Genomic DNA, 17526 nt, shown 5'->3' on the forward strand with positions numbered 1-17526 from the left:
ACAACGCCGGAGGAACCTCTAATGTTCCGCAGAGCTCGCCGAAGCGTAGGACAACGCCGCGATCTCAGGATGCGTTGACGCCGCGCCAGCGGCCGTAGCGCCAGGGCAGATACCAGCGCGCGCCTTGCGGTGCGGCGAGCGGCACATTGTCGATACCCGACGTGCCGAAAGGATTGCAGCGCAGCAGCCGCGCGAGCGTCATCCAGCCGCCGGCCCAGAGGCCGAAGCGTTCGATCGCCTCGTCGCCATACACCGAGCAAGTCGGCAGATGCCGGCAATTGTAACCGACCAGGGGCGAGAGCGTGTGCCGGTAAATCCAGATCAGCGCACGGCCGAATCGGCGCGGGAGCCGAAGCGCCCCCTCGACCGAACTGGAACAGTGTCCGCAGGCTGAATGCTTCATGTGCGCGGTGCCGTCAGATTATGCGGTGAGTTGCCCGGTTCCGACGCAAGGAACGCCAAGGAACTGTAAGGTGTTGTTTGTACGCCATATTTTGCATGCTTTTGGGGAGCAGTGCAGCAAGTACCTATGGACGATCTGTATTCCCCCGGATACCATTTTTGTGACGTCCATGTGTACACTCGTCGGACGGAAAACGGGGCTTGCCTGAATCGCCTCCGGGGCTTGGGGAAGGGACCAGTTTGAAAGTTCTGAAGTCGCTTAAGCTTCGCGGCTGGTTGCTGGTGGGAACCGCCGTCTGTGGAGTTGCGCTGGCTGGCGCCATCGCGACATTCGGGTCATCGGCCAAGGCCGGCGGCGCGCTCGAAGAGCGCAAGCTTCCGATGAAATTCAACTGGATTGCGTGCGAGCCGAATTGCCGCGGCTGGGTCAGCGCGGTCGGCATCATCACCGCCGATACCCCGAAAGATTTCGAAGAGTTCTCGCGCGGCCGTCAGCTCGGCGGCGCCACCGTGGTGCTGGATTCCAGCGGCGGTTCCGTCAATGACGCGATCACGCTCGGTCGTCGCTTCCGCAATCTCGGTCTCCTGACCACGGTCGGCGTCAGCCTGCGCGGCGGTCAGTCGGCCCGTCCGGCGGTCGCGCCCGAGGCCTATTGCGAATCCATGTGCGTGTTCCTGCTGCTGGCCGGCAAGAAGCGCTACGTGCCGGAAGCGGCCCATGTCCGCGTCCACCAGATCTGGATGGGCGACCGCGCCGACGATGCCAAGGCGGCGAGCTACAGCGCGCAGGATCTGATGATCGTGGAGCGCGACATCGGTCGGCTCGCCAAATACACCTTCGATATGGGCGGCGCCGGTGATTTGCTGTCGCTCGCGCTCAGTGTTCCGCCCTGGGAAGATCTGCACGAGCTGGATGCCGGCGAGCTCAAGCTCACCAATCTCGTGACGACCGATCTCGTCGCCGACGTGCTGCCGCACGTGGACATCTCCGCGCCGGCGATGGCGGAACTCACCCCGAAGACGCAGGCAAGGTTCGGCGTGGAACCGGAGCAGCCTTCCAAGTCGACCAAGACGGCGGAGGCCCTGGTGCCGACCGGCGGCGTGGCCGCGCCGGCGGCGGCCGCTCAGAAGTAAGCTCTCAAATCCTGGGAATCTCGCGCCGCAATCTCTGGATTCCGGGTTCGTCGCTTGCGACGTCCCGGAACGATCATGAGAGGTCAGCCCTGCGCCGCGGCCGGCTGCTTGGTGTCGGACTTCGTCTTGGCTTCGATCTGGCCGATGGCATCGACCACGGCATCGAAGGTCAGAAGGGTGGAGGCGTGGCGTGCCTTGTAGTCGCGCACCGGCTCGAGGAACTTGATGTCCTCCCATTTGCCTTCAGGAGGCGCACCGTTCTCCTTCAGCATCTTGCGAACAGTTTCGCGTAACTCGCGGAGTTCGCTCGCAGTCGAACCCACCACCCGACTTGCCATGATGGATGAAGAGGCTTGGCCCAGCGCACAAGCTTTCACGTCGTGGGCGAAGTCGGTGACGGTATCTCCGGCCATCTTCAGATCGACCTTGACGGTCGAGCCGCACAGCTTGGAGTGGGCCGTGGCGGAGGCATCAGGGTCCGGCAGCCGTCCGAGACGCGGAATATTGCCGGCCAGTTCGATGATCCGCTTGTTGTAAATGTCGTTCAGCATGTGATGGAGTCCAGCACTTCCACACCCACTTCCCAGCCGGATCGGCCTTGGCGGGCGCCGTCCAGGGTCCTATATAGGGTCGGAACTGGCGGAAAAACAGTCCAGCGGTGCGGCGGCAGTGATCCAGATCTGCGCGTCCGGCGTTTTTGACGCGAGGCCCTTTTCCGCCAAAGCTGTTCTCTTCAGGCGTCCGGCGGCTTGCCGCCCCGTCTGCCGGTGACACTCCGGCCACGAGGCCGTCGAACGGAGTAGACATGGACGCGACAATCAAGCCGATCCGCCCCAGCAAGCAGCCCGAGACCCGTCCGGCCGAGCTTGATCCCGCTGAATTCCTCGCGGCCGCCGTCCGCGCCGACCAGCCGCGCCCGGCACGTGCCGAGGCGGAGGCGGCGGTGAAGACGCTGCTCGCCTATATCGGCGAGAACACCGAGCGCGAGGGCCTGCTCGACACGCCGCGCCGCGTGGTCGAGGCTTTCGACGAGCTCTATCAGGGCTACCATCAGTGCCCGGCCGAGGTGCTCGACCGCACCTTCGGCGAGACCGCCGGCTATGACGATTTCGTGCTGGTGCGCGACATCGAGTTCACCTCCCAGTGCGAGCATCACATGATGCCGTTCTACGGCAAGGCGCACATCGCCTACACGCCGGTGGAACGCGTCGTCGGCCTCTCCAAGCTCGCCCGCCTGACCGACATCTTCGCCCGCCGGCTCCAGACCCAGGAGCACCTGACGGCGCAGATCGCGGCGGCCATTGACGAGGTGCTCAAGCCCCGCGGCGTCGCCGTGCTGATCGAGGCCGAGCATACCTGCATGTCGGTGCGCGGCGTCGCCAAGCATGGCGCCTCCACCTTCACCAGCCGCTTCACCGGCATGTTCCGCGACAATCCGGCGGAGCAGGCCCGCTTCCTGTCCCTGGTGCGAGGCCTGCAGCGCTGACCTCGCGGACGAACGGCGAGAGTTGCTGTGTCTGCTCACTCCCATGAGATCGAGGAAGGCTTGTCCTTCCTGCCGCGCTTCGATGCGAACGGCCTCGTGACCGTTGTCGCGACCGACGTCGCCACCGGTGACGTTTTGATGGTCGCGCACATGAATGACGAGGCGCTGCGCAAGACGATTGCGACCGGCGAAGCCTGGTACTTCAGCCGCTCGCGCAAGGCCTTGTGGCGAAAAGGTGAGACCTCAGGTCAAACCCAGCGCGTGGTCGAGATGCGCACCGATTGCGACCAGGACGCGGTCTGGATTCGCGTCGAGCAGATCGGGGCCGCCTGCCACACCGGCCGGCGCTCGTGCTTCTACCGCAAGGTCGAGGCCGAAGGCGGAGGTGCGACGCTGGTCTTCGCCGATGCCGAGCGGCTGTTTGATCCGAACGACGTCTACAAGAAGTAGCCTGCGTCATTCCGGGGCGCACCGCAGGTGCGAGCCCGGAATCCATCCGACGGCATCATGTGAGGCTCGATGGATTCCGGGCTCATCGCTTCGCGACGCCCCGGAATGACTCGGGGAGGGGCTGATGCCCGAATTAACCCCGCATTAACCATACCTGTCCCACGGTGAGACGACAGGCGCCGAATTGCCGGCGCCGCTCAACGCCGCGCGAGGCGGGCCCTTCGTCATGTCGGTCGACAACTCCAGTGCCTCGCAGACGGCGGTTCTCGATCCGACGCGCGCGCGCGTCGCCGGTGCGATCAAGCAGGCCTCGAACGTTGCCGGCGTCAGCTTCCAGTACATGCTGACCACCGCCAAGATGGAATCGGATTTCGATCCGACGGCAGGGGCCTCCACCTCGTCCGCGCATGGGCTCTACCAGTTCATCGACCAGACCTGGCTCGGCACGGTGAAGGAAGCCGGCACCCAGCTCGGCTACGGCAATTATTCCGACGCCATCACCCGGACATCGTCGGGCAGCTACACCGTCGACGATCCCGCGATGAAGCGCTCGATCATGAAGCTGCGCGACGATCCGGAAGCGGCTTCCAGCATGGCGGCCGCGCTGACGCAGTCGAACAGCTTCAAGCTCACCGGTCTGCTCGGCCGCAGGCCGAGCGACAGCGAACTCTATATGGCGCATTTCATGGGCGTCGGCGGCGCCGCTAAGCTGATCGCCAATGCCGAGGACAATCCGCAAGCGGTCGGCGCGCGGCTGTTTCCCAATGCGGCCTCCGCCAATCGCTCGATCTTCTACGCCAAGGATGGCCGCGCCCGCAGCGTCTCCGAGGTCTACTCGGTGCTGGACGCGCGCTATGCCAGCGCGGCCAATTCGAAAGTCACCCGCAGCGCGATGGCGATGTATGGCGGCACGCCGTCGACGACGCAGGTTGCGAGCGCGAATGGCGTGCAGCCGACCGCACCTGTTGTCGACAACGCGGCTTATCTCCAGACTTTTCCCAACACCAACACCAACACCAACGCCGTGACGCCGGTCAGCGCGACGTCATCGACGACGGTCGCTGACAATTCGCCCGTCGCGCCGGCCTTCCGCTCGATCTACCAGCCCGGCGATGCCACCCAGCCGGTCTCGGCCACCGTGCAGAAATTGTGGGGCAACAACGCCTCGCTCACCTCGGTGGCATCGGCCACGCCCGACGTGCGTCCGCCGCAGCCGCTCGATCTCTTCAGCGATCGCAGCGGCACGTTCAGCAGCTGATACGCTTCCCGCGTCCCGGACGCGCTGCGCTGGGTCCGCGGCAGGCGGCTAAGGGTCCTTGTTCCCTTAACAAATCATCAACAAAACCAGCCAGTTATGGTGAACGCTTTGTTAAGCGTCGTGGTTTATTTTGTGTTGCAGGTGACGAGCCGTCACCATTTTCGTTTGTTGTGTAAGCCGGAAGCAGCATGATTGTTCGGCAGTTCATCAATTGGATCAGGACTGCGCCCGCCGGCGAGCGGGCCGAGGCGACACGGGCGTTGGCCCGGGCCTGGCTGATCTCGGACCTTTCGGTCGACGACCGCATCGCCGCCGAAGGCGCGCTTCTGATGCTGCTCGACGATCCCTCGCCGCTGGTGCGGCAGGCGATGGCCGAGGCTTTTGCGCGCAGCGCGGAGGCGCCGGCGTCGATCGTGCGGGCGCTGTCGGCGGACCAGCCGACGGTCGCGCTGCCCGTGCTCGAACATTCCCCGCTGCTGATCGACGCCGATCTCGTCGACATCGTCGCCACCGGCAATGACGACGTGCAATGCGCGGTCGCCCGCCGCATCGCGCTGCCGGTCTCGGTCTGCGCCGCCATCGCCGAAGTCGGCTGCGCGGCGGCCGCGCTGGAGCTGATCGAAAATCCCCATGCCGAGCTGGCGCCGTTCTCCTGGAATCGCATCGTCGAGCGCCATGGCCATCTGGCCGCGATCCGCGAGGCGATGCTGGTGCTGGATGATCTGCCGTCCGCAACCCGCGCGGCGCTGGTGGCAAAGCTCTCGGAGACGCTGGCGCAATTCGTCGTGGCGCGGAACTGGCTGAGCGCCGATCGCGCCGATCGCATCACGATCGAGGCGCGCGACCGCTCCACCATCAACATCGCGGCGCGCTCGCGCGGCGAGGACATGCAGGGCCTGGTGCATCATTTGCGCGTCACGGGCCAGCTGACCGCCGGCCTGATCCTGCGCGCGCTGCTGTCGAGCAATCTCGACCTGTTCGACGCGGCGCTGGCCGAGCTTGCCGATCTGCCGCTGGCGCGCGTCACCGCGCTGCTGCATGACCGCGGCGGCAACAGCCTGCACGCGCTGCTCCGCCGTGCCGGGTTGCCTGAGGCGACCTTCGCCGCGTTCCAGGTCGCGCTCGATGCCTGCCACGAGCAGGGCTTCGTCGGCAGCGACGACGGCGCGGTGCGGCTGCGCCGGCGCATGGTCGAGCGCGTGCTCACCCATTGCGAGACCGACCGCGGCGCCACCGAGCCGCTGATGGTCCTGCTGCGCCGCTTCGCCACGGAATCGGCGCGGGAAGAGGCCAGGATGTTCTGCGACGAGCTGGTCGCGGACGAGGCGATCGATCCCGCCTACGACGATCTGATCGCGGCGTAACGGGATGCCGTAGGGTGGGCAAAGGCGCCAAGCGCCGTGCCCACGATTTCTCAGTGATGACGAGGTAAGGAGACGTGGGCACGCTTCGCTTTGCCCACCCTACGATCCTGATCGTGGCGACAGAGCCGGGCCTTTCAACACCGTCGCAAGAGCTCCTCGCACCGACGAGCGGAGAGAGCGGGGGCCTTACTCCGCCGGCGCGATGCTCGGCGCCAGGATCACCTCGAGATGCTCGGGGCGGTCGCGGTTGACCTGGGTCAGGTAGTCGTCGGCGACCTTGCGCAGGCGGCGGCTGAGCTCGGCGGAAACGCTGATGGTGTCGAGCTTGGTGTTCTCGTGCACGATGGCGAGGATGGCGTTGATGTGGTGCGTGAACAGTTCGGCCGGGACTCTCTCCAGATCAGGCGCATGCTCGATGACGCGGCACAGGCTCTCGGCGATTCCCGACGCGGCCGGATAGCCGAACGTCGCGGCGTCGCCCTTGATGTCGTGGGCAGCGTGAAACAGCTCGTCGCGCCGTTCCCTGGTGAACCCATCATTGCGGATGGCGACATAGGCGGCCGACAGGCGGTTGACCTCGATCGTCATCCAGTCCTTGAACTCGCCGGAGAGGCCCGCGAGCGCCTGCTCGGCGCGGCCGACCGGATCGTCCAGGTCCTTCTCGTCGACGCGGCGCAGCACCTTGCGCAGCGGGTTGGGCTGCGTGATGATTTGATGCGTGGCGAAGGCCTTGACCTCGATGTCCTTTGCGCTGTTCTTCGCCATGATGCCTGCCTCGCCTGAAGACGCCTGCGCTAGATGGTGGAGCGGGCCTTGTCGAGCAGCGAGGGCTGCTGCAGCACCTCGTGCTTTTCGCCGACGCGGCGCTCGGGGCCCATATAGGCGGAGTTGGTGTTGCGGCGCCGGTCCGGACCGAAATAGGTCTTGGTCTTGATGAAGGGCCGGGGATTGGCGACGACGTTGAGGATGCGCTGATAGAGCCCCTTGGCCGAGATCGGCTTGGCCAGGAATTCGGTGACGCCGGCATCGCGCGCGACGGTGACGCGGCGCTTCTCGGAGTGGCCGGTGAGCATGATGATGGGCGCGTAAGGGTTGCCCTTGGATTCCGGTTGCCGGATCATCTGCGCGAGCTCGAGCCCGTCGAAGATCGGCATCGCCCAGTCGGTGATGACGATGTCGGGCACGTAATGGCTGTACATTTCCAGCGCGGTGGCGCCGTCCTCGGCTTCATAGACCTCGCGCGCGCCGAACGAATGCAGCAGCGTGCGCAGGATGCGGCGCATGTGCGGATTGTCGTCGCAGACGAGGAAGCGCAGCTTGTTGAAGTCGATACGGAACATGAGGCCTGGGCCAAAGCGGTCAACCTTCGTTAACCATATCGTGGCGGCGGTTAACGAAGGGTTGCTGCGGCCTTCCGAGACGCCTTCTGGGGAGGGGCGTTGCAATATCGTAATTTCGCCATTTTTTATCGTAAAACAATAAAAATACTCGATTGAACGGAGACCCAGTCTAATGAGCGTGATCGCGTTTCCTTACCCCGCACCGGTCGAGCCGCGGCTGCGCCGCATCGGGCGGATCGTGGCCATCGGCGCGCTGGTCTGCGTTGCGGGGGCGGTGCTCGCCGTGCCGCTGCTGTGGTCGAGCGACGAGCTGTTGCGGCACTGGATCGCGACACAGTCCCCGCTCGGTGCACGGCCCTACACGCTCCATCCCGGCACGCGCCTCGTTGGCGCGTTGATCAGCCTGGTCGGCCTGGCACCCGTGCTCTACGCCTTGTGGCAGCTCTCGATGTTGTTCTCCCGGTTTGCGCGCGGCGAGGTCTTCGTCACCGGGAACGCCTGGCGTATCCGTCGGATGGGCCTTGCGCTGATCGCCAATGCCTTGATCTCGCCCTTGGTGCAGATGCTCACCACGATCAATTTGACGCGAGCGAACGAGCCGGGCCAGATCGTGGTCATGTTCGGCATCGAACAGTCGCAGGTGCTGTCGGTGCTGAGTGGCCTCGCACTCGTCGCCTTCGCCACCGTGATGGCCGATGCCGTCCGCCTCTGGCACGAGAACAGCGAGATCATCTGATCATGCCGATCATCGTCAATCTCGACGTCATGCTCGCCCGGCGCAAGATCAGGTCGCGCGAGCTCGCCATGCGCATCGAGCTCACCGAGGCGAACGTCTCGCTGCTGAAGTCGGGCAAGGTGCGCGGCATCCGCTTCGACACGCTGGAGCGGATCTGCGCCGTGCTCGACTGCCAGCCCGGCGACATCCTGGAATATGTCCCCGACAGCGCGGACGACGCGCAGGACGCGCGCGCGGCCGGCCGCAAGTCGGCCTAGCCAACCCCGTTTCAACTCAAGCCCCGTTCAACTCTGGACTGGAGACCTCTGCGATGAACCGCCTCGCGCGCGTTCTTGTGAGCGCGGCTGCGCTCGCGCTTGCCAGTTGCAGCTCGGTGCCGCTGACATCGATCCCGCGGCTGGCGCGCATCGATGCCAAGACGACGGACCTGTCGATGCTGCGCGTCGCCGTGCAACTGCCAGCGGCGCTGCGGCCGCGTTCGGGCGGCGTCAAGCTCGACGTCGTCACCAAGGTGGCGGGTGAGGCGGAGGCCAAGACGAGTTTTGCCATGGTGGAGATGAGCGAGGCGCGAGATCGTGCCGGCCTGCCAGCGCCGCCGCAGGGCTCGGCAACCTACGCCTATCGCTTGTCACCGGGCGATGCGGCCCGCTTCGAAGCGCTGCGCGCCGCCATGGTCGAGCAGGGGAAGCAAGGCAGGCGCGGGTCGATGGGGCTCGGCGTGGCGGCGAAGGAATTCTGTCGCGCGAACGCGGCGCCGCAGGCCTCGCTGCCCGTCACGATCTATCTGATGACCTCGGAGACGCAGAGCTTCGTCCCCGTCGTCAGGGATTTCGACATGCTCTCCGATCCCGCTCTGGCGGGCGGCCTGGACTCGATCCAGCCTTGCGCTCAGTAGCCGAACTGCTCGCGCAAGATACGCTCTTCCAGACTGTGGCCGGGGTCGAACATCATCCGCATCGAGATGGTCTTGTCGGACAAGACCTCGACGCGGCGGACGTCGCGTACCTCGTCATGGTCGGCGACCGCCGCCACGGGGCGCTTGTCGCCCTCCAGCACCTCGATCACGACATAGGCGGTGTTGGGCAGCAGCGCGCCGCGCCAGCGGCGCGGGCGAAACGCGCTGATCGGGGTCAACGCCAGGAGAGCGGCGTTGATCGGCAGGATCGGTCCCTGCGCCGACAGATTGTAGGCGGTCGAGCCGGCCGGCGTTGCCACCATGATGCCGTCGGCGATCAGCTCCGGCATGCGCTCACGCTCGTCGATCATGATCCGCAGGCGCGCGGCCTGGTAGGTCTGCCGGAACAGGGCGACTTCGTTGATGGCGTGGTGCAGATGGACGCGGTCGTTGACGTCGGTCGCGCGCATCAGAAGCGGATTGATCTCGGATTCGTGCGCGGCTTCGAGCCGCGCGCGCAGATCGTGCGTCGCGTATTCGTTCATCAGGAAACCGACGGTGCCGCGATGCATGCCGTAGATCGGCTTTCCCGTGTGCATGTTCTGGTGCAGCGTTTGCAACATCAGCCCGTCGCCGCCGAGAGCGACCACGATGTCGGCCTCCTCGAGGGCGCAATTGCCATAGTCCCTGGTGAGCTGGACATAGGCGGCCTGCGCTTCGCTGCTCGGGCTGGCGACGAAGGCGATCCGGTCGTATCGCTGGGGCTTGGTCATGGCTTGTCGGGCAGGGCCGCTGGCTGGAGAAAGTTCCGCCGCGCTCGTCTATACGAGGTGGGCCTGCATTGTCGAGGACGACCGCCCCTCAAGGCAAACGGGCGATTGTCGTTCTCGGAGAACAAAACGGGTTGATTTGAGCCAGCCGAGGCTGCGCCATCGACCAATGATCCCGCAAACCGTCGCAATTCCTCGCTAGCTTTGCCGTGCATCGGCTATGACAGCCGGGCAGGGAGACCAATCATGCTCACGATCTTGCCGACGCTGCGACGAACCGGGCTGGTGCTGGCCGTGTCCACGGTCGCGCTCGCGAGCGTCGTGCGCGCGGACGATCCGCAGCCGCCGCGCGCCGAGGCCGCCTCGCCCGCGGGACAGAAGGGTGGGCGCGCCGGCAACGCACAAAGCGCGATGCAGGCTGCGCCGTCGGCGGCCGAGCTGCATCGTCTTCCGCCAGATTCGACCACGCAGCAGACGCTGGATCTGCCCGGCCGGACCCTCAACTTCGCCGCAACCGCCGGCTCCATCCGCGTGTTCGACGGCAAGGGCGAGCCGCTTGCCGACATCGCCTATACGTCCTATCAGCTCGACGGCGCTGACCGCGCCACGCGGCCGGTCACGTTCCTGTTCAACGGCGGACCCGGGGCGTCCTCGGCGTGGCTCCAGTTCGGCGCAGCCGGTCCGTGGCGGCTGCCGCTTGATGGCGATGGGCTGTCGCCGTCCGCCTCGCCCGAGGTGAAGCCGAACGCGGAGACCTGGCTCGACTTCACCGACCTCGTCTTCATCGATCCCGTCAGCACCGGCTACAGCCGCTTCGTGGCGAGCGGCGAGGATGCGCGAAAATCGTTCTATTCCGTCGACGGCGACGTCAACACCATCGCGCTGGTGATCCGCCGCTGGCTCGAGAAGCACGACCGCCTGACCTCGCCGAAATACGTCGCGGGCGAAAGCTATGGCGGCATTCGCGGGCCCAAGGTCGTGCGTCAGTTGCAGATCCAGCATGGCGTCGGCATCAAGGGCCTGATCCTGGTGTCGCCGCTATTGGACTTCCGCGAGTTCACCGGCACCAGCCTTCTGCAATATGTCGCGACGCTGCCGAGCTACGTGGCGGTGGCCCGTGAAGCCAAGGGACCGGTCAAGCGCGCCGATCTCGCCGACGTCGAAGCCTACGCCCGCGGTGAATTCCTGGCCGACCTCGTCAAGGGCGAGGCGGACAAGGAGGCCACCAATCGTCTGGCCGACAGGGTCGCCGCGCTCACCGGCATCGACCAGGCGGTGAGCCGCAGGCTTGCCGGCCGCTTCGACGTCGGTGAATTCCGCCGCGAGTTCGACCGCAAGAACGGCAAGGTGACCGGACGTTACGACGCTTCGGTGCGCGGCTTCGATCCCTATCCGGATTCCAGCAGCTCGCGGTTCGGCGACCCCTCGGGCGATGCGCTCCAGGCGCCGCTGACGAGCGCTGCGGTCGACGTGCTCTCGCGCAAGCTCAATTGGCGGCCGGACGGCTCCTACGAAGTGCTCAACGGCGCGGTGGAAGGCCATTGGGATTTCGGCCGCGGCATCAACCCGCCGCAATCGGTGTCCGAGCTGCGCCAGATCCTCGCCACCGACGCCAAGCTGAACGTCCTGGTCGCGCACGGCCTGTTCGATCTCGCCACGCCCTATTTCGGAACGAAGCGGGTGCTCGACCAGATGCCGGCCTTTGCGACGCAGCGCGTGAAGTTCGTCGTCTATCCCGGCGGCCACATGTTCTATTCCCAAGGCGGCTCGCGCCAGGCGTTTCGCAGCGAGGTCGAGGGGATGATCAGGGAATAGGCCGGCGCTTGCGCGGCTTGTACCTGCGCTCAATTTCCTTGGCGAGAACGTTCCCCGGCTTCACATGCGCGCCCGCGACCCAGACGTCGCTGACCTTGCCGCGGGCGTTGCGGATGCGGCGGACGGGCTCGCCGTGACTGGCGTAGCCGGCGCCCCAGGCGATCTTGCCGGTATCGCGGCCGGTGACCTCGATCTCGGTGGCATCCATGAACGGGTTGTTGAACTGCGGATTGGCGACGAGAACGCGGTTGCCCATTGGCACGAAATCGCTCGCGCCCCAGATCGTCCACCAGCGGCCGGTCCAGTCGCGCAGGCGACGGTCGGGCGCGCCGCGGCTCTTGAAGACGCGCAGGATCTGCATCGCGCCGTCCATCCAGAACGGCGCTGCGCCGTCGAGCGAGTTGCTGAGGATGCTGATCGAAAGCTCACAGGCGGGGATCGAACAGGTCCGCGAGACGTAGCCCTGGAAGCCGCCGCCATGGCCGAACCAGTCCCAGCCGTCGGTCTTGCCGGCGTTGACGCCTAGGCCATAATAGGCCTCAAGGGTCTGCGGAATGCGCCAGTGATGCCGCGTCATCTCGCGGCGGCTGGCAACCGACAGCACGCTCTTTTTCGCGTTGGGGGCAAGCTGATTGAAGAAGCGCGCGGTGTCGCCGGCGGTGGCGGCAAAGCCGGTGGCGGACGCCATTGCATGGGTGGGATTGTCGCCGGGGATCACGCCGCGCAGGCCCAACGGCATGCGTCGCGTGTGGCCGCGCGAAAGCAACGCGCCCTTGGGGAGCGGCGCGTCAGGTTCGGTCTCGCGCAGGCCCGCAGGCTCGACGATCTCGCGCTTGATCCAGGCCGGGTAGGGCTCCTTTGTTATCGCTTCAATCACGAGACCCATCAGGCCAAAGCCGTGATTGGAATATTTGAAGCGCGTGCCTGATGCGATCGTGGTCGGCAGCTTCAGCTCCGCGATCAGCTCCTTCGCGTTCAGATAGGTGCGGTTGTCGGTGAACTGGCCGGAATCGACGCCGTCGCGCGTCAGCCCGGCGCTGTGCGAGAGCGCCTGCGCAATCGTCGTCTCGGCCACGCGCGGATGCAGTCCGCTGACATATTGACCGACGGGATCATCGAGCCGGAGCTTGCGTTGCTCGCGCAGCTTCATGATGCCGGCTGAGGTGAAACTCTTGGAATGCGAGGCGATGCGGAAGCGGTGGCGTGGGGTGAGCTTTTCGCCGGTGTCGAGATTGGCGAGGCCGAATGCGTGCTCGGCGACGACCTCGCCGCGATGGGCAAAAGCGAGCAAGACGCCGGGCTGCTGGATTGTGGTCTGCTGGAATTCGATCCAGGAGCTAATGTAGTCGATCGCGGATCGCAGCCACGGGTCCATTGCGCTACCAATTTGCTGGGGGAGATTTGGTGCGCAAAGCTAGCCGAGAAAGCAGAACGGGCACAACCCCTGGGGGGGTGCCCGTTCGCGTCGTTCGAAGATGCGATTGTCTCAGTAGACGAGCGTCGCGCCGGTCGGCTTGTCGAGCGCCGCGGCGAGCGAGCGATACTCGGAGCTGTCGGTGCCGGCGAGCGAGGCGATCTTGTTCAGGTGGTACTGCGCCTGTTCGCGGTTGCCCTGCTCGAGCTGCCAGAGGCCGTAATACTGCCAGGTGCGGACATGGTTCGGATCGTCCTTCAGCGCCAGCTCGTAATAGACCTTCGACGACTGGTAGTCGCCGAGCTTGCGATAGGAGTAGCCGATCAGGTTGGCGACGTCGGCGACGTCGTCGCGCTTGAGGGACTTCAGCTGGCCGATCGCGCCGGTGTAGTCGTGGTTGTCGTAGATCGTGGTGTAGGCGGTGCGATAGGCAGCGAGAAATTTCGGATCGTTGACGGAAGAGCTCTTCTTCTTGCCCTTCTTGGACGAGGAGTCCGACTTCGGCGGCGAGGAGGGCTCGTCACTGCCGGCGGCATAGGCGCTGGACAGCACCGGTGCGGCCGCCAGCGACATGGCGACGAGACCCGGCACGACAAGCATTGAGAGTTTGCGCATTGAAGTTCTCCCGTATGGAACGTGGCGATCCTACACGATTGCCCGAAGACCGGAACACCCGTCCGGCAAAAACATTCCCGCATCGCACGATCCCCCGGCGCAGATGACAAACTTGTCATCGAGATGAACGGAAGCCTGCAATCGGCTTCAGATCGGGTTCAGCGCCCGCCCCCTAGGCTCCCACCTACGATCGAAGGGGTAGCGAGAGGGCGCCGCCTCGAGATCCTTCCAAGAGGAGACCACCATGCTGAAGACCATTTCCGCAGCCTTGCTCGCCGCTTCCGTGATCGCAGCCCCGGCCTTCGCCGCCGAGACCGGCAAGACCACCACGACCGCCCCGGTGATCAAGGCGGACCAGGCCCAGACGAAGGCCTCGACCACCACCGCGAAGCCCGAAGCCGCCGTCAAGGCCGACACCAAGGCGCCCGACGTCAAGGCGGACGCCAAGGTGGATACCAAGTCGAAGGCGATGAATGCCAACGCGGCCGTCACGCCGGACGAGCACAAGACGGTGCGCAAGCATCGCCATCACCACAAGCATCTGTCGGCCAAGAAGTCGCAGAAGGCGCAGCCGGACCTCACCAAGCCGGCGACCCTCGAGAAGCGCAGCTAACGACTGATCCTGCACGCGGCGGCATCGCATTGCCCCGCCGCCGCGTCAGGGCTTCAGGCCCGTCCCGTCCCGGCGCCTTGCGCGACAGCGCAAGACGCCGGCGGCGGGACGGTGCGTTGGTCGCAATGCCGCCCTTGCGGACGCGAATTCCCTTCGCGCAACCGAGCGGCTAGAACGGCTTTCGAGTCTGTTCGAGCGGAGCGCGTGACCTGTGGGGCGATTGGCGAAACATACGGTGCGGCTGGCGTTGATCCTGGCCTTGCCGCTGGCGCTTGCCGCCTGTTTCGGCAGCGACAGTGACCGTCCGACCTTCATGGGCGGGTCCCAGGCCGGCGGGCCGCAGCCCTTCCCGGACAATTTCCGCAGTGACACGCTGGCGCTGATGCGCACCTATCTGAACAACCCGGTCGGCGTGCGCGAGGCCAGCATGGCCGAGCCGGTCCAGCGCGAGGTCGGCGGCCGGCAGTTCTACGTCAGCTGCCTGCATTTCACCCCGCGCGAGAGCGACGGCAGCTACAAGGCCATGCGCGAGCGCGCCGTCATCTTCGTCAACGGACGGGCGGACCGTGTCGTCGACCGGACCAACGAGCTCTGCGCCGGTGCGGTTTACGCACCCTTTCCGGAACTCGAAAAGATGGCGCGGTAGCACAAAGCCCGCCTTCATCGCCTGGTGTTACAAGGATCGCCGCCGGAGCTGCCGGATCACATTTCGGGGAGCTTTGAACGGGGCGATTTCGTCGTGCGACAAATCGTTACGGAGAGCCGCGCAGGCAATAAAAACAGCCGGCGCGGGGCCTCGTGACGGAACAAAATCGCGATGTTGCCACTCCGTCACAGTAACGAACGATCAACGTTCCGGCATCGCCGCGAAGCAACCCAATTCACGCCACGTTGTTTCCTGAGTGTCGTAAATGAAAGAACGGGGATGATCATGAAATCGATTTTGCTGGGTGCAGCCGCCCTGCTTGCGCTGGTGGCGCCGGCTGCAGCCGCGGACATGCAACCGCGCACCTACGCCAAGGCTCCGGCCTATACGCCGCCGGCGGTGATCTATAACTGGACCGGTTTCTATATCGGCGGCCATGTCGGCGGCGCGTTTGCCGGCGACAGCAGCTTCCAGTCCAGCGACGCCCGCTTCCTGGGCGGCGTGCAGGGCGGCTTCGACTACCAGTTCGCCCCCAACTGGGTGGTGGGTATCGAGGCCCAGTATTCCTGGCTGCCGACCAACAATAACGGTGTCACGTTCCCGCTGGGCACGCAGGTGACCTCCAACACGGACCAGCTCGGGTCGGTGACGGGCCGCATCGGCTACACCTGGGGTCCGACGCTGCTCTACGCCAAGGGTGGTTACGCCTGGCGCAATGGCGGTCTCGGCGTCAACGTTGCCGGAGTACCGCAGGCCTTCACCACCACCGGCAACAGCAAGGACGGCTACACCGTCGGTGCCGGCCTCGAATACATGTTCGCGCCGAACTGGTCGGCCAAGGCCGAATACCAGTACTATAATTTCGGCAGCACCACCTTCACCTCCGGTCCGGCCGACATCGTCGGCGTCCGCGGCCGAGAGGACGAGCATACCGTCAAGGTCGGTGTGAACTATCGCTTCGGCTGGGGCGGTCCGGCAGCCTCGCGCTACTGACCCTCCACCGCGATCAAACTCTGACAAAGGCCGGCTCTGCCGGCCTTTCGTTTGTCCGCCGTCTCCGGTCAGCCCGCCCGCGTTTGCAATGCGTGAACCATCTGGCGCGTCATTTGCAAACGAACATTCCGGCGCGCGCCTTCTCACGCGCGTCATGGGATCCGGGTAAAGCAAAAATAATTTTTGCCGCTTACGGAACTCGCGCTCCGGAAAGCGTTATATGAGAATTACCGGGCTGGTGGGACGACGGACATGCGTATCTTGGTGTCGGCAGTAGCGCTCTCGTGCTTCTTTTCCATGCCGTGCTCTGCACAGACAATCCTCAAATCCGAGCCTCTGATGCTGGCACCTTACGAGGTGGCTTTCGTCAAGGACGCATCCTGTCCGTCGGGCAAGGTTCTGAAGGTCACCGGCGCCATCCGCGGGCTGCATCGCCGCAAGGCCTGCGTGGCCATGCCGGGTGAGCAGGCCTCCCTTGCGGCGGCGACGCCCTGACAACCAGCGGCATCCGCCGGTCGAACTTCACGTATTGAGCTGGAGCTCGGTCCGGGACTGGCGCTCGGCCTCGGCCTTGTTCTTGGCGGGGTCCTCGCCGTGGGCGGCCCGGCAGGGCCTGATCTCGTAATCATTGTCGAGCACCCGACGCGGCCCTGGACGGTCGTCGTCGGCGCTGACGTCCACGACCAGGCCGCTCCGCTGCGCGAGCTTCCAGACGTCGGACTCGCTCGGATAGGCCTTGCTGATCTGGGCGTCGTTGCAGAACAGGGCGTAGGGCATTTCTTCCCGCTCCGGAAAACCCGTTAACGACCTTGCGGGCTGACAGGTTCCAGGGGGAAGTTGATCACGGCGCCGTGATCAGGGGGCCGGGCCCTGAGTCCTTAACGAGTCCTGAATCGCGAAAAAAAGAATCCCTGGGACTCGTTTGGCGGAATCAGCGGATGTTTCCGGCCATGACGAGCGACCTGAAAACCTCCTGCGGGCACATGCTCCTGCCGCTGACGCTGGCGCTATTCGGCGCCTGCACGGCCAATCTTTTCCTGGTCTGGTCCTGGTTGTAGGGGCCGGTCGGCCTATTTCTTGACCAATGGGCCGGAGGCGTCGCGGATGGCGGCGCGCAGTTTGGTCAGGGTTTCGGCACAATACTCCTCCCGCTCGCGCTCGAACCGCTCCTGATGCTTGCGGAAACTGGCGATGCGGGCCTGCATCTCGGTGCGGAAGTCGCCGATCGCCCGCGCTGGCGGGAGAGGCGCGGGCGGGGGCGGCGGGGGAGCTTTCTCGACCGCGACGGTGACGGTCTCGACAGTGACAACCTCCGTCGTCACCGTCGACGCGACATGGGTCCCCTCAGGCAGAAAGACATCATCCTTTTTGCCGGTTACCGATTGGACGAAGGCTAGTGTCTGCGCGATCAGTGCGTCGCGTTCCCTGATCCATTTCATGATCCACCTCAGCCACCCCCCATTCCAGCAAAGCGGCTGCGTCGAATCAAGACGGTTGACAAGGGATTGCATATTTTTCCCGGTCGCCCGAAAGTGGACAAATGGATTCCGGAACAGACCGTTCGGACGAAGCGGAGGGCCTGAGGCTCATCCGCG

General features: G+C 65.2%; 22 protein-coding genes. 13 read left to right on the forward strand and 9 right to left on the reverse strand.

Annotation, left to right across the window (positions count from 1 at the left end):
- Window positions 1–64: 64 nt before the first annotated feature.
- Entirely contained in the window at window positions 65–403 is a 339-nt protein-coding gene (gene yidD / locus CO669_RS04915) for a membrane protein insertion efficiency factor YidD (protein WP_097658639.1), read from the reverse strand.
- Window positions 404–642: 239 nt separating this feature from the next.
- Here yidD and CO669_RS04920 point away from each other — a divergent pair, with 239 nt between their 5' ends.
- Window positions 643–1536 carry a COG3904 family protein gene (locus CO669_RS04920; protein ID WP_198963841.1) on the forward strand — a complete coding sequence of 298 codons (894 nt, stop codon included), beginning with the start codon at window positions 643–645 and terminating at the stop codon, window positions 1534–1536.
- Window positions 1537–1619: 83 nt separating this feature from the next.
- Here CO669_RS04920 and CO669_RS04925 read toward each other — a convergent pair whose 3' ends face one another.
- Complete coding sequence (locus tag CO669_RS04925) at window positions 1620–2087, reverse strand: iron-sulfur cluster assembly scaffold protein (RefSeq protein ID WP_097658640.1); 468 nt, start codon at window positions 2085–2087, stop codon at window positions 1620–1622.
- 254 nt (window positions 2088–2341) lie between these two features.
- Between CO669_RS04925 and folE the strand changes: the two genes are divergently transcribed.
- The 4 genes from folE to CO669_RS04945 all read left to right on the forward strand — a co-directional run bounded on the left by folE (window position 2342) and on the right by CO669_RS04945 (window position 6094).
- Window positions 2342–3022: a GTP cyclohydrolase I FolE gene (folE, locus tag CO669_RS04930; protein WP_097658641.1), complete on the forward strand. Its 681-nt coding sequence runs from the start codon at window positions 2342–2344 to the stop codon at window positions 3020–3022.
- Window positions 3023–3049: 27 nt separating this feature from the next.
- A complete protein-coding gene (gene hisI / locus CO669_RS04935; protein ID WP_097658642.1) occupies window positions 3050–3472 on the forward strand; it encodes a phosphoribosyl-AMP cyclohydrolase in 423 nt (140 codons plus the stop codon).
- Window positions 3473–3698: 226 nt separating this feature from the next.
- Entirely contained in the window at window positions 3699–4730 is a 1032-nt protein-coding gene (locus tag CO669_RS04940) for a lytic transglycosylase domain-containing protein (RefSeq protein ID WP_245444161.1), read from the forward strand.
- Between the two features lie 188 nt (window positions 4731–4918).
- Window positions 4919–6094, forward strand: a complete 1176-nt coding sequence (locus tag CO669_RS04945) for a DUF2336 domain-containing protein (protein ID WP_097658644.1) — start codon at window positions 4919–4921, stop codon at window positions 6092–6094.
- Between the two features lie 186 nt (window positions 6095–6280).
- On the opposite strand, the gene CO669_RS04950 is transcribed toward CO669_RS04945, so the two are convergent.
- Entirely contained in the window at window positions 6281–6859 is a 579-nt protein-coding gene (locus CO669_RS04950; RefSeq protein ID WP_097658646.1) for an Hpt domain-containing protein, read from the reverse strand.
- A gap of 29 nt (window positions 6860–6888) precedes the next feature.
- Window positions 6889–7434: a response regulator gene (locus tag CO669_RS04955; RefSeq protein WP_011088265.1), complete on the reverse strand. Its 546-nt coding sequence runs from the start codon at window positions 7432–7434 to the stop codon at window positions 6889–6891.
- Window positions 7435–7606: 172 nt separating this feature from the next.
- Here CO669_RS04955 and CO669_RS04960 point away from each other — a divergent pair, with 172 nt between their 5' ends.
- Genes CO669_RS04960 through CO669_RS04970 form a run of 3 tightly spaced genes read left to right on the forward strand, consistent with a single transcriptional unit; the run spans window position 7607 to window position 9065 of the window.
- Window positions 7607–8170, forward strand: coding sequence for a DUF2975 domain-containing protein (locus CO669_RS04960; protein WP_097658649.1), 564 nt, complete (start codon window positions 7607–7609; stop codon window positions 8168–8170).
- A 2-nt stretch (window positions 8171–8172) separates the two neighbouring features.
- Complete coding sequence (locus CO669_RS04965; protein WP_097658651.1) at window positions 8173–8427, forward strand: helix-turn-helix domain-containing protein; 255 nt, start codon at window positions 8173–8175, stop codon at window positions 8425–8427.
- A 53-nt stretch (window positions 8428–8480) separates the two neighbouring features.
- On the forward strand, window positions 8481–9065 hold the full coding sequence (locus CO669_RS04970) for a hypothetical protein (protein WP_097658653.1): 585 nt from the start codon (window positions 8481–8483) through the stop codon (window positions 9063–9065).
- Here the strand turns inward: CO669_RS04970 and CO669_RS04975 are convergent.
- Complete coding sequence (locus CO669_RS04975) at window positions 9059–9838, reverse strand: NAD kinase (RefSeq protein WP_097658655.1); 780 nt, start codon at window positions 9836–9838, stop codon at window positions 9059–9061. The two genes, CO669_RS04970 and CO669_RS04975, sit on opposite strands and share 7 nt — an antisense overlap.
- A gap of 243 nt (window positions 9839–10081) precedes the next feature.
- On the opposite strand from CO669_RS04975, the gene CO669_RS04980 reads away from it, so the two are divergent.
- Window positions 10082–11650 carry a S10 family peptidase gene (locus tag CO669_RS04980; RefSeq protein WP_097658657.1) on the forward strand — a complete coding sequence of 523 codons (1569 nt, stop codon included), beginning with the start codon at window positions 10082–10084 and terminating at the stop codon, window positions 11648–11650.
- On the opposite strand, the gene CO669_RS04985 is transcribed toward CO669_RS04980, so the two are convergent.
- The gene (locus CO669_RS04985; RefSeq protein ID WP_097658659.1) at window positions 11640–13025 is read right to left on the reverse strand and encodes a serine hydrolase domain-containing protein; all 1386 of its coding nucleotides are present in this window, start codon (window positions 13023–13025) and stop codon (window positions 11640–11642) included. The two genes, CO669_RS04980 and CO669_RS04985, sit on opposite strands and share 11 nt — an antisense overlap.
- Before the next feature lie 111 nt (window positions 13026–13136).
- Complete coding sequence (locus CO669_RS04990) at window positions 13137–13679, reverse strand: tetratricopeptide repeat protein (protein WP_097658661.1); 543 nt, start codon at window positions 13677–13679, stop codon at window positions 13137–13139.
- A gap of 244 nt (window positions 13680–13923) precedes the next feature.
- Between CO669_RS04990 and CO669_RS04995 the strand changes: the two genes are divergently transcribed.
- The 4 genes from CO669_RS04995 to CO669_RS36590 all read left to right on the forward strand — a co-directional run bounded on the left by CO669_RS04995 (window position 13924) and on the right by CO669_RS36590 (window position 16426).
- A complete protein-coding gene (locus CO669_RS04995) occupies window positions 13924–14292 on the forward strand; it encodes a His-rich protein BRANT (protein ID WP_097658663.1) in 369 nt (122 codons plus the stop codon).
- A 211-nt stretch (window positions 14293–14503) separates the two neighbouring features.
- Complete coding sequence (locus CO669_RS05000; RefSeq protein WP_198963842.1) at window positions 14504–14938, forward strand: hypothetical protein; 435 nt, start codon at window positions 14504–14506, stop codon at window positions 14936–14938.
- A 285-nt stretch (window positions 14939–15223) separates the two neighbouring features.
- Window positions 15224–15931 (forward strand): outer membrane protein, encoded by a 708-nt coding sequence (locus tag CO669_RS05005; protein ID WP_174718921.1) that lies wholly within the window; start codon window positions 15224–15226, stop codon window positions 15929–15931.
- A gap of 252 nt (window positions 15932–16183) precedes the next feature.
- Complete coding sequence (locus CO669_RS36590) at window positions 16184–16426, forward strand: DUF6719 family protein (RefSeq protein ID WP_097658667.1); 243 nt, start codon at window positions 16184–16186, stop codon at window positions 16424–16426.
- 27 nt (window positions 16427–16453) lie between these two features.
- Here CO669_RS36590 and CO669_RS05015 read toward each other — a convergent pair whose 3' ends face one another.
- Window positions 16454–16708 carry a hypothetical protein gene (locus CO669_RS05015; protein WP_097658669.1) on the reverse strand — a complete coding sequence of 85 codons (255 nt, stop codon included), beginning with the start codon at window positions 16706–16708 and terminating at the stop codon, window positions 16454–16456.
- Between the two features lie 293 nt (window positions 16709–17001).
- Window positions 17002–17370 carry a hypothetical protein gene (locus tag CO669_RS05020; protein WP_097658961.1) on the reverse strand — a complete coding sequence of 123 codons (369 nt, stop codon included), beginning with the start codon at window positions 17368–17370 and terminating at the stop codon, window positions 17002–17004.
- Window positions 17371–17526 lie beyond the last annotated feature (156 nt).

The organism is Bradyrhizobium sp. Y36, assembly GCF_002531575.1.
Classification (GTDB): Bacteria; Pseudomonadota; Alphaproteobacteria; order Rhizobiales; family Xanthobacteraceae; genus Bradyrhizobium.

Excerpts from the sequence above, each read along its gene's own strand:
- folE (WP_097658641.1), top strand. The coding sequence starts at position 2,342 with ATGGACGCGACAATCAAGCCGATCCGCCCCAGCAAGCAGCCCGAGACC.
- CO669_RS04950 (WP_097658646.1), bottom strand. The coding sequence starts at position 6,859 with ATGGCGAAGAACAGCGCAAAGGACATCGAGGTCAAGGCCTTCGCCACG.
- CO669_RS04995 (WP_097658663.1), top strand. The coding sequence starts at position 13,924 with ATGCTGAAGACCATTTCCGCAGCCTTGCTCGCCGCTTCCGTGATCGCA.
- CO669_RS36590 (WP_097658667.1), top strand. The coding sequence starts at position 16,184 with ATGCGTATCTTGGTGTCGGCAGTAGCGCTCTCGTGCTTCTTTTCCATG.
- CO669_RS04955 (WP_011088265.1), bottom strand. The coding sequence starts at position 7,434 with ATGTTCCGTATCGACTTCAACAAGCTGCGCTTCCTCGTCTGCGACGAC.
- CO669_RS04925 (WP_097658640.1), bottom strand. The coding sequence starts at position 2,087 with ATGCTGAACGACATTTACAACAAGCGGATCATCGAACTGGCCGGCAAT.
- CO669_RS04940 (WP_245444161.1), top strand. The coding sequence starts at position 3,699 with ATGTCGGTCGACAACTCCAGTGCCTCGCAGACGGCGGTTCTCGATCCG.
- CO669_RS04975 (WP_097658655.1), bottom strand. The coding sequence starts at position 9,838 with ATGACCAAGCCCCAGCGATACGACCGGATCGCCTTCGTCGCCAGCCCG.
- CO669_RS04970 (WP_097658653.1), top strand. The coding sequence starts at position 8,481 with ATGAACCGCCTCGCGCGCGTTCTTGTGAGCGCGGCTGCGCTCGCGCTT.
- CO669_RS04990 (WP_097658661.1), bottom strand. The coding sequence starts at position 13,679 with ATGCGCAAACTCTCAATGCTTGTCGTGCCGGGTCTCGTCGCCATGTCG.
- CO669_RS05005 (WP_174718921.1), top strand. The coding sequence starts at position 15,224 with ATGAAATCGATTTTGCTGGGTGCAGCCGCCCTGCTTGCGCTGGTGGCG.
- CO669_RS04945 (WP_097658644.1), top strand. The coding sequence starts at position 4,919 with ATGATTGTTCGGCAGTTCATCAATTGGATCAGGACTGCGCCCGCCGGC.
- CO669_RS04980 (WP_097658657.1), top strand. The coding sequence starts at position 10,082 with ATGCTCACGATCTTGCCGACGCTGCGACGAACCGGGCTGGTGCTGGCC.
- CO669_RS04985 (WP_097658659.1), bottom strand. The coding sequence starts at position 13,025 with ATGGACCCGTGGCTGCGATCCGCGATCGACTACATTAGCTCCTGGATC.
- CO669_RS04965 (WP_097658651.1), top strand. The coding sequence starts at position 8,173 with ATGCCGATCATCGTCAATCTCGACGTCATGCTCGCCCGGCGCAAGATC.
- yidD (WP_097658639.1), bottom strand. The coding sequence starts at position 403 with ATGAAGCATTCAGCCTGCGGACACTGTTCCAGTTCGGTCGAGGGGGCG.
- CO669_RS05020 (WP_097658961.1), bottom strand. The coding sequence starts at position 17,370 with ATGAAATGGATCAGGGAACGCGACGCACTGATCGCGCAGACACTAGCC.
- CO669_RS05015 (WP_097658669.1), bottom strand. The coding sequence starts at position 16,708 with ATGCCCTACGCCCTGTTCTGCAACGACGCCCAGATCAGCAAGGCCTAT.
- CO669_RS04960 (WP_097658649.1), top strand. The coding sequence starts at position 7,607 with ATGAGCGTGATCGCGTTTCCTTACCCCGCACCGGTCGAGCCGCGGCTG.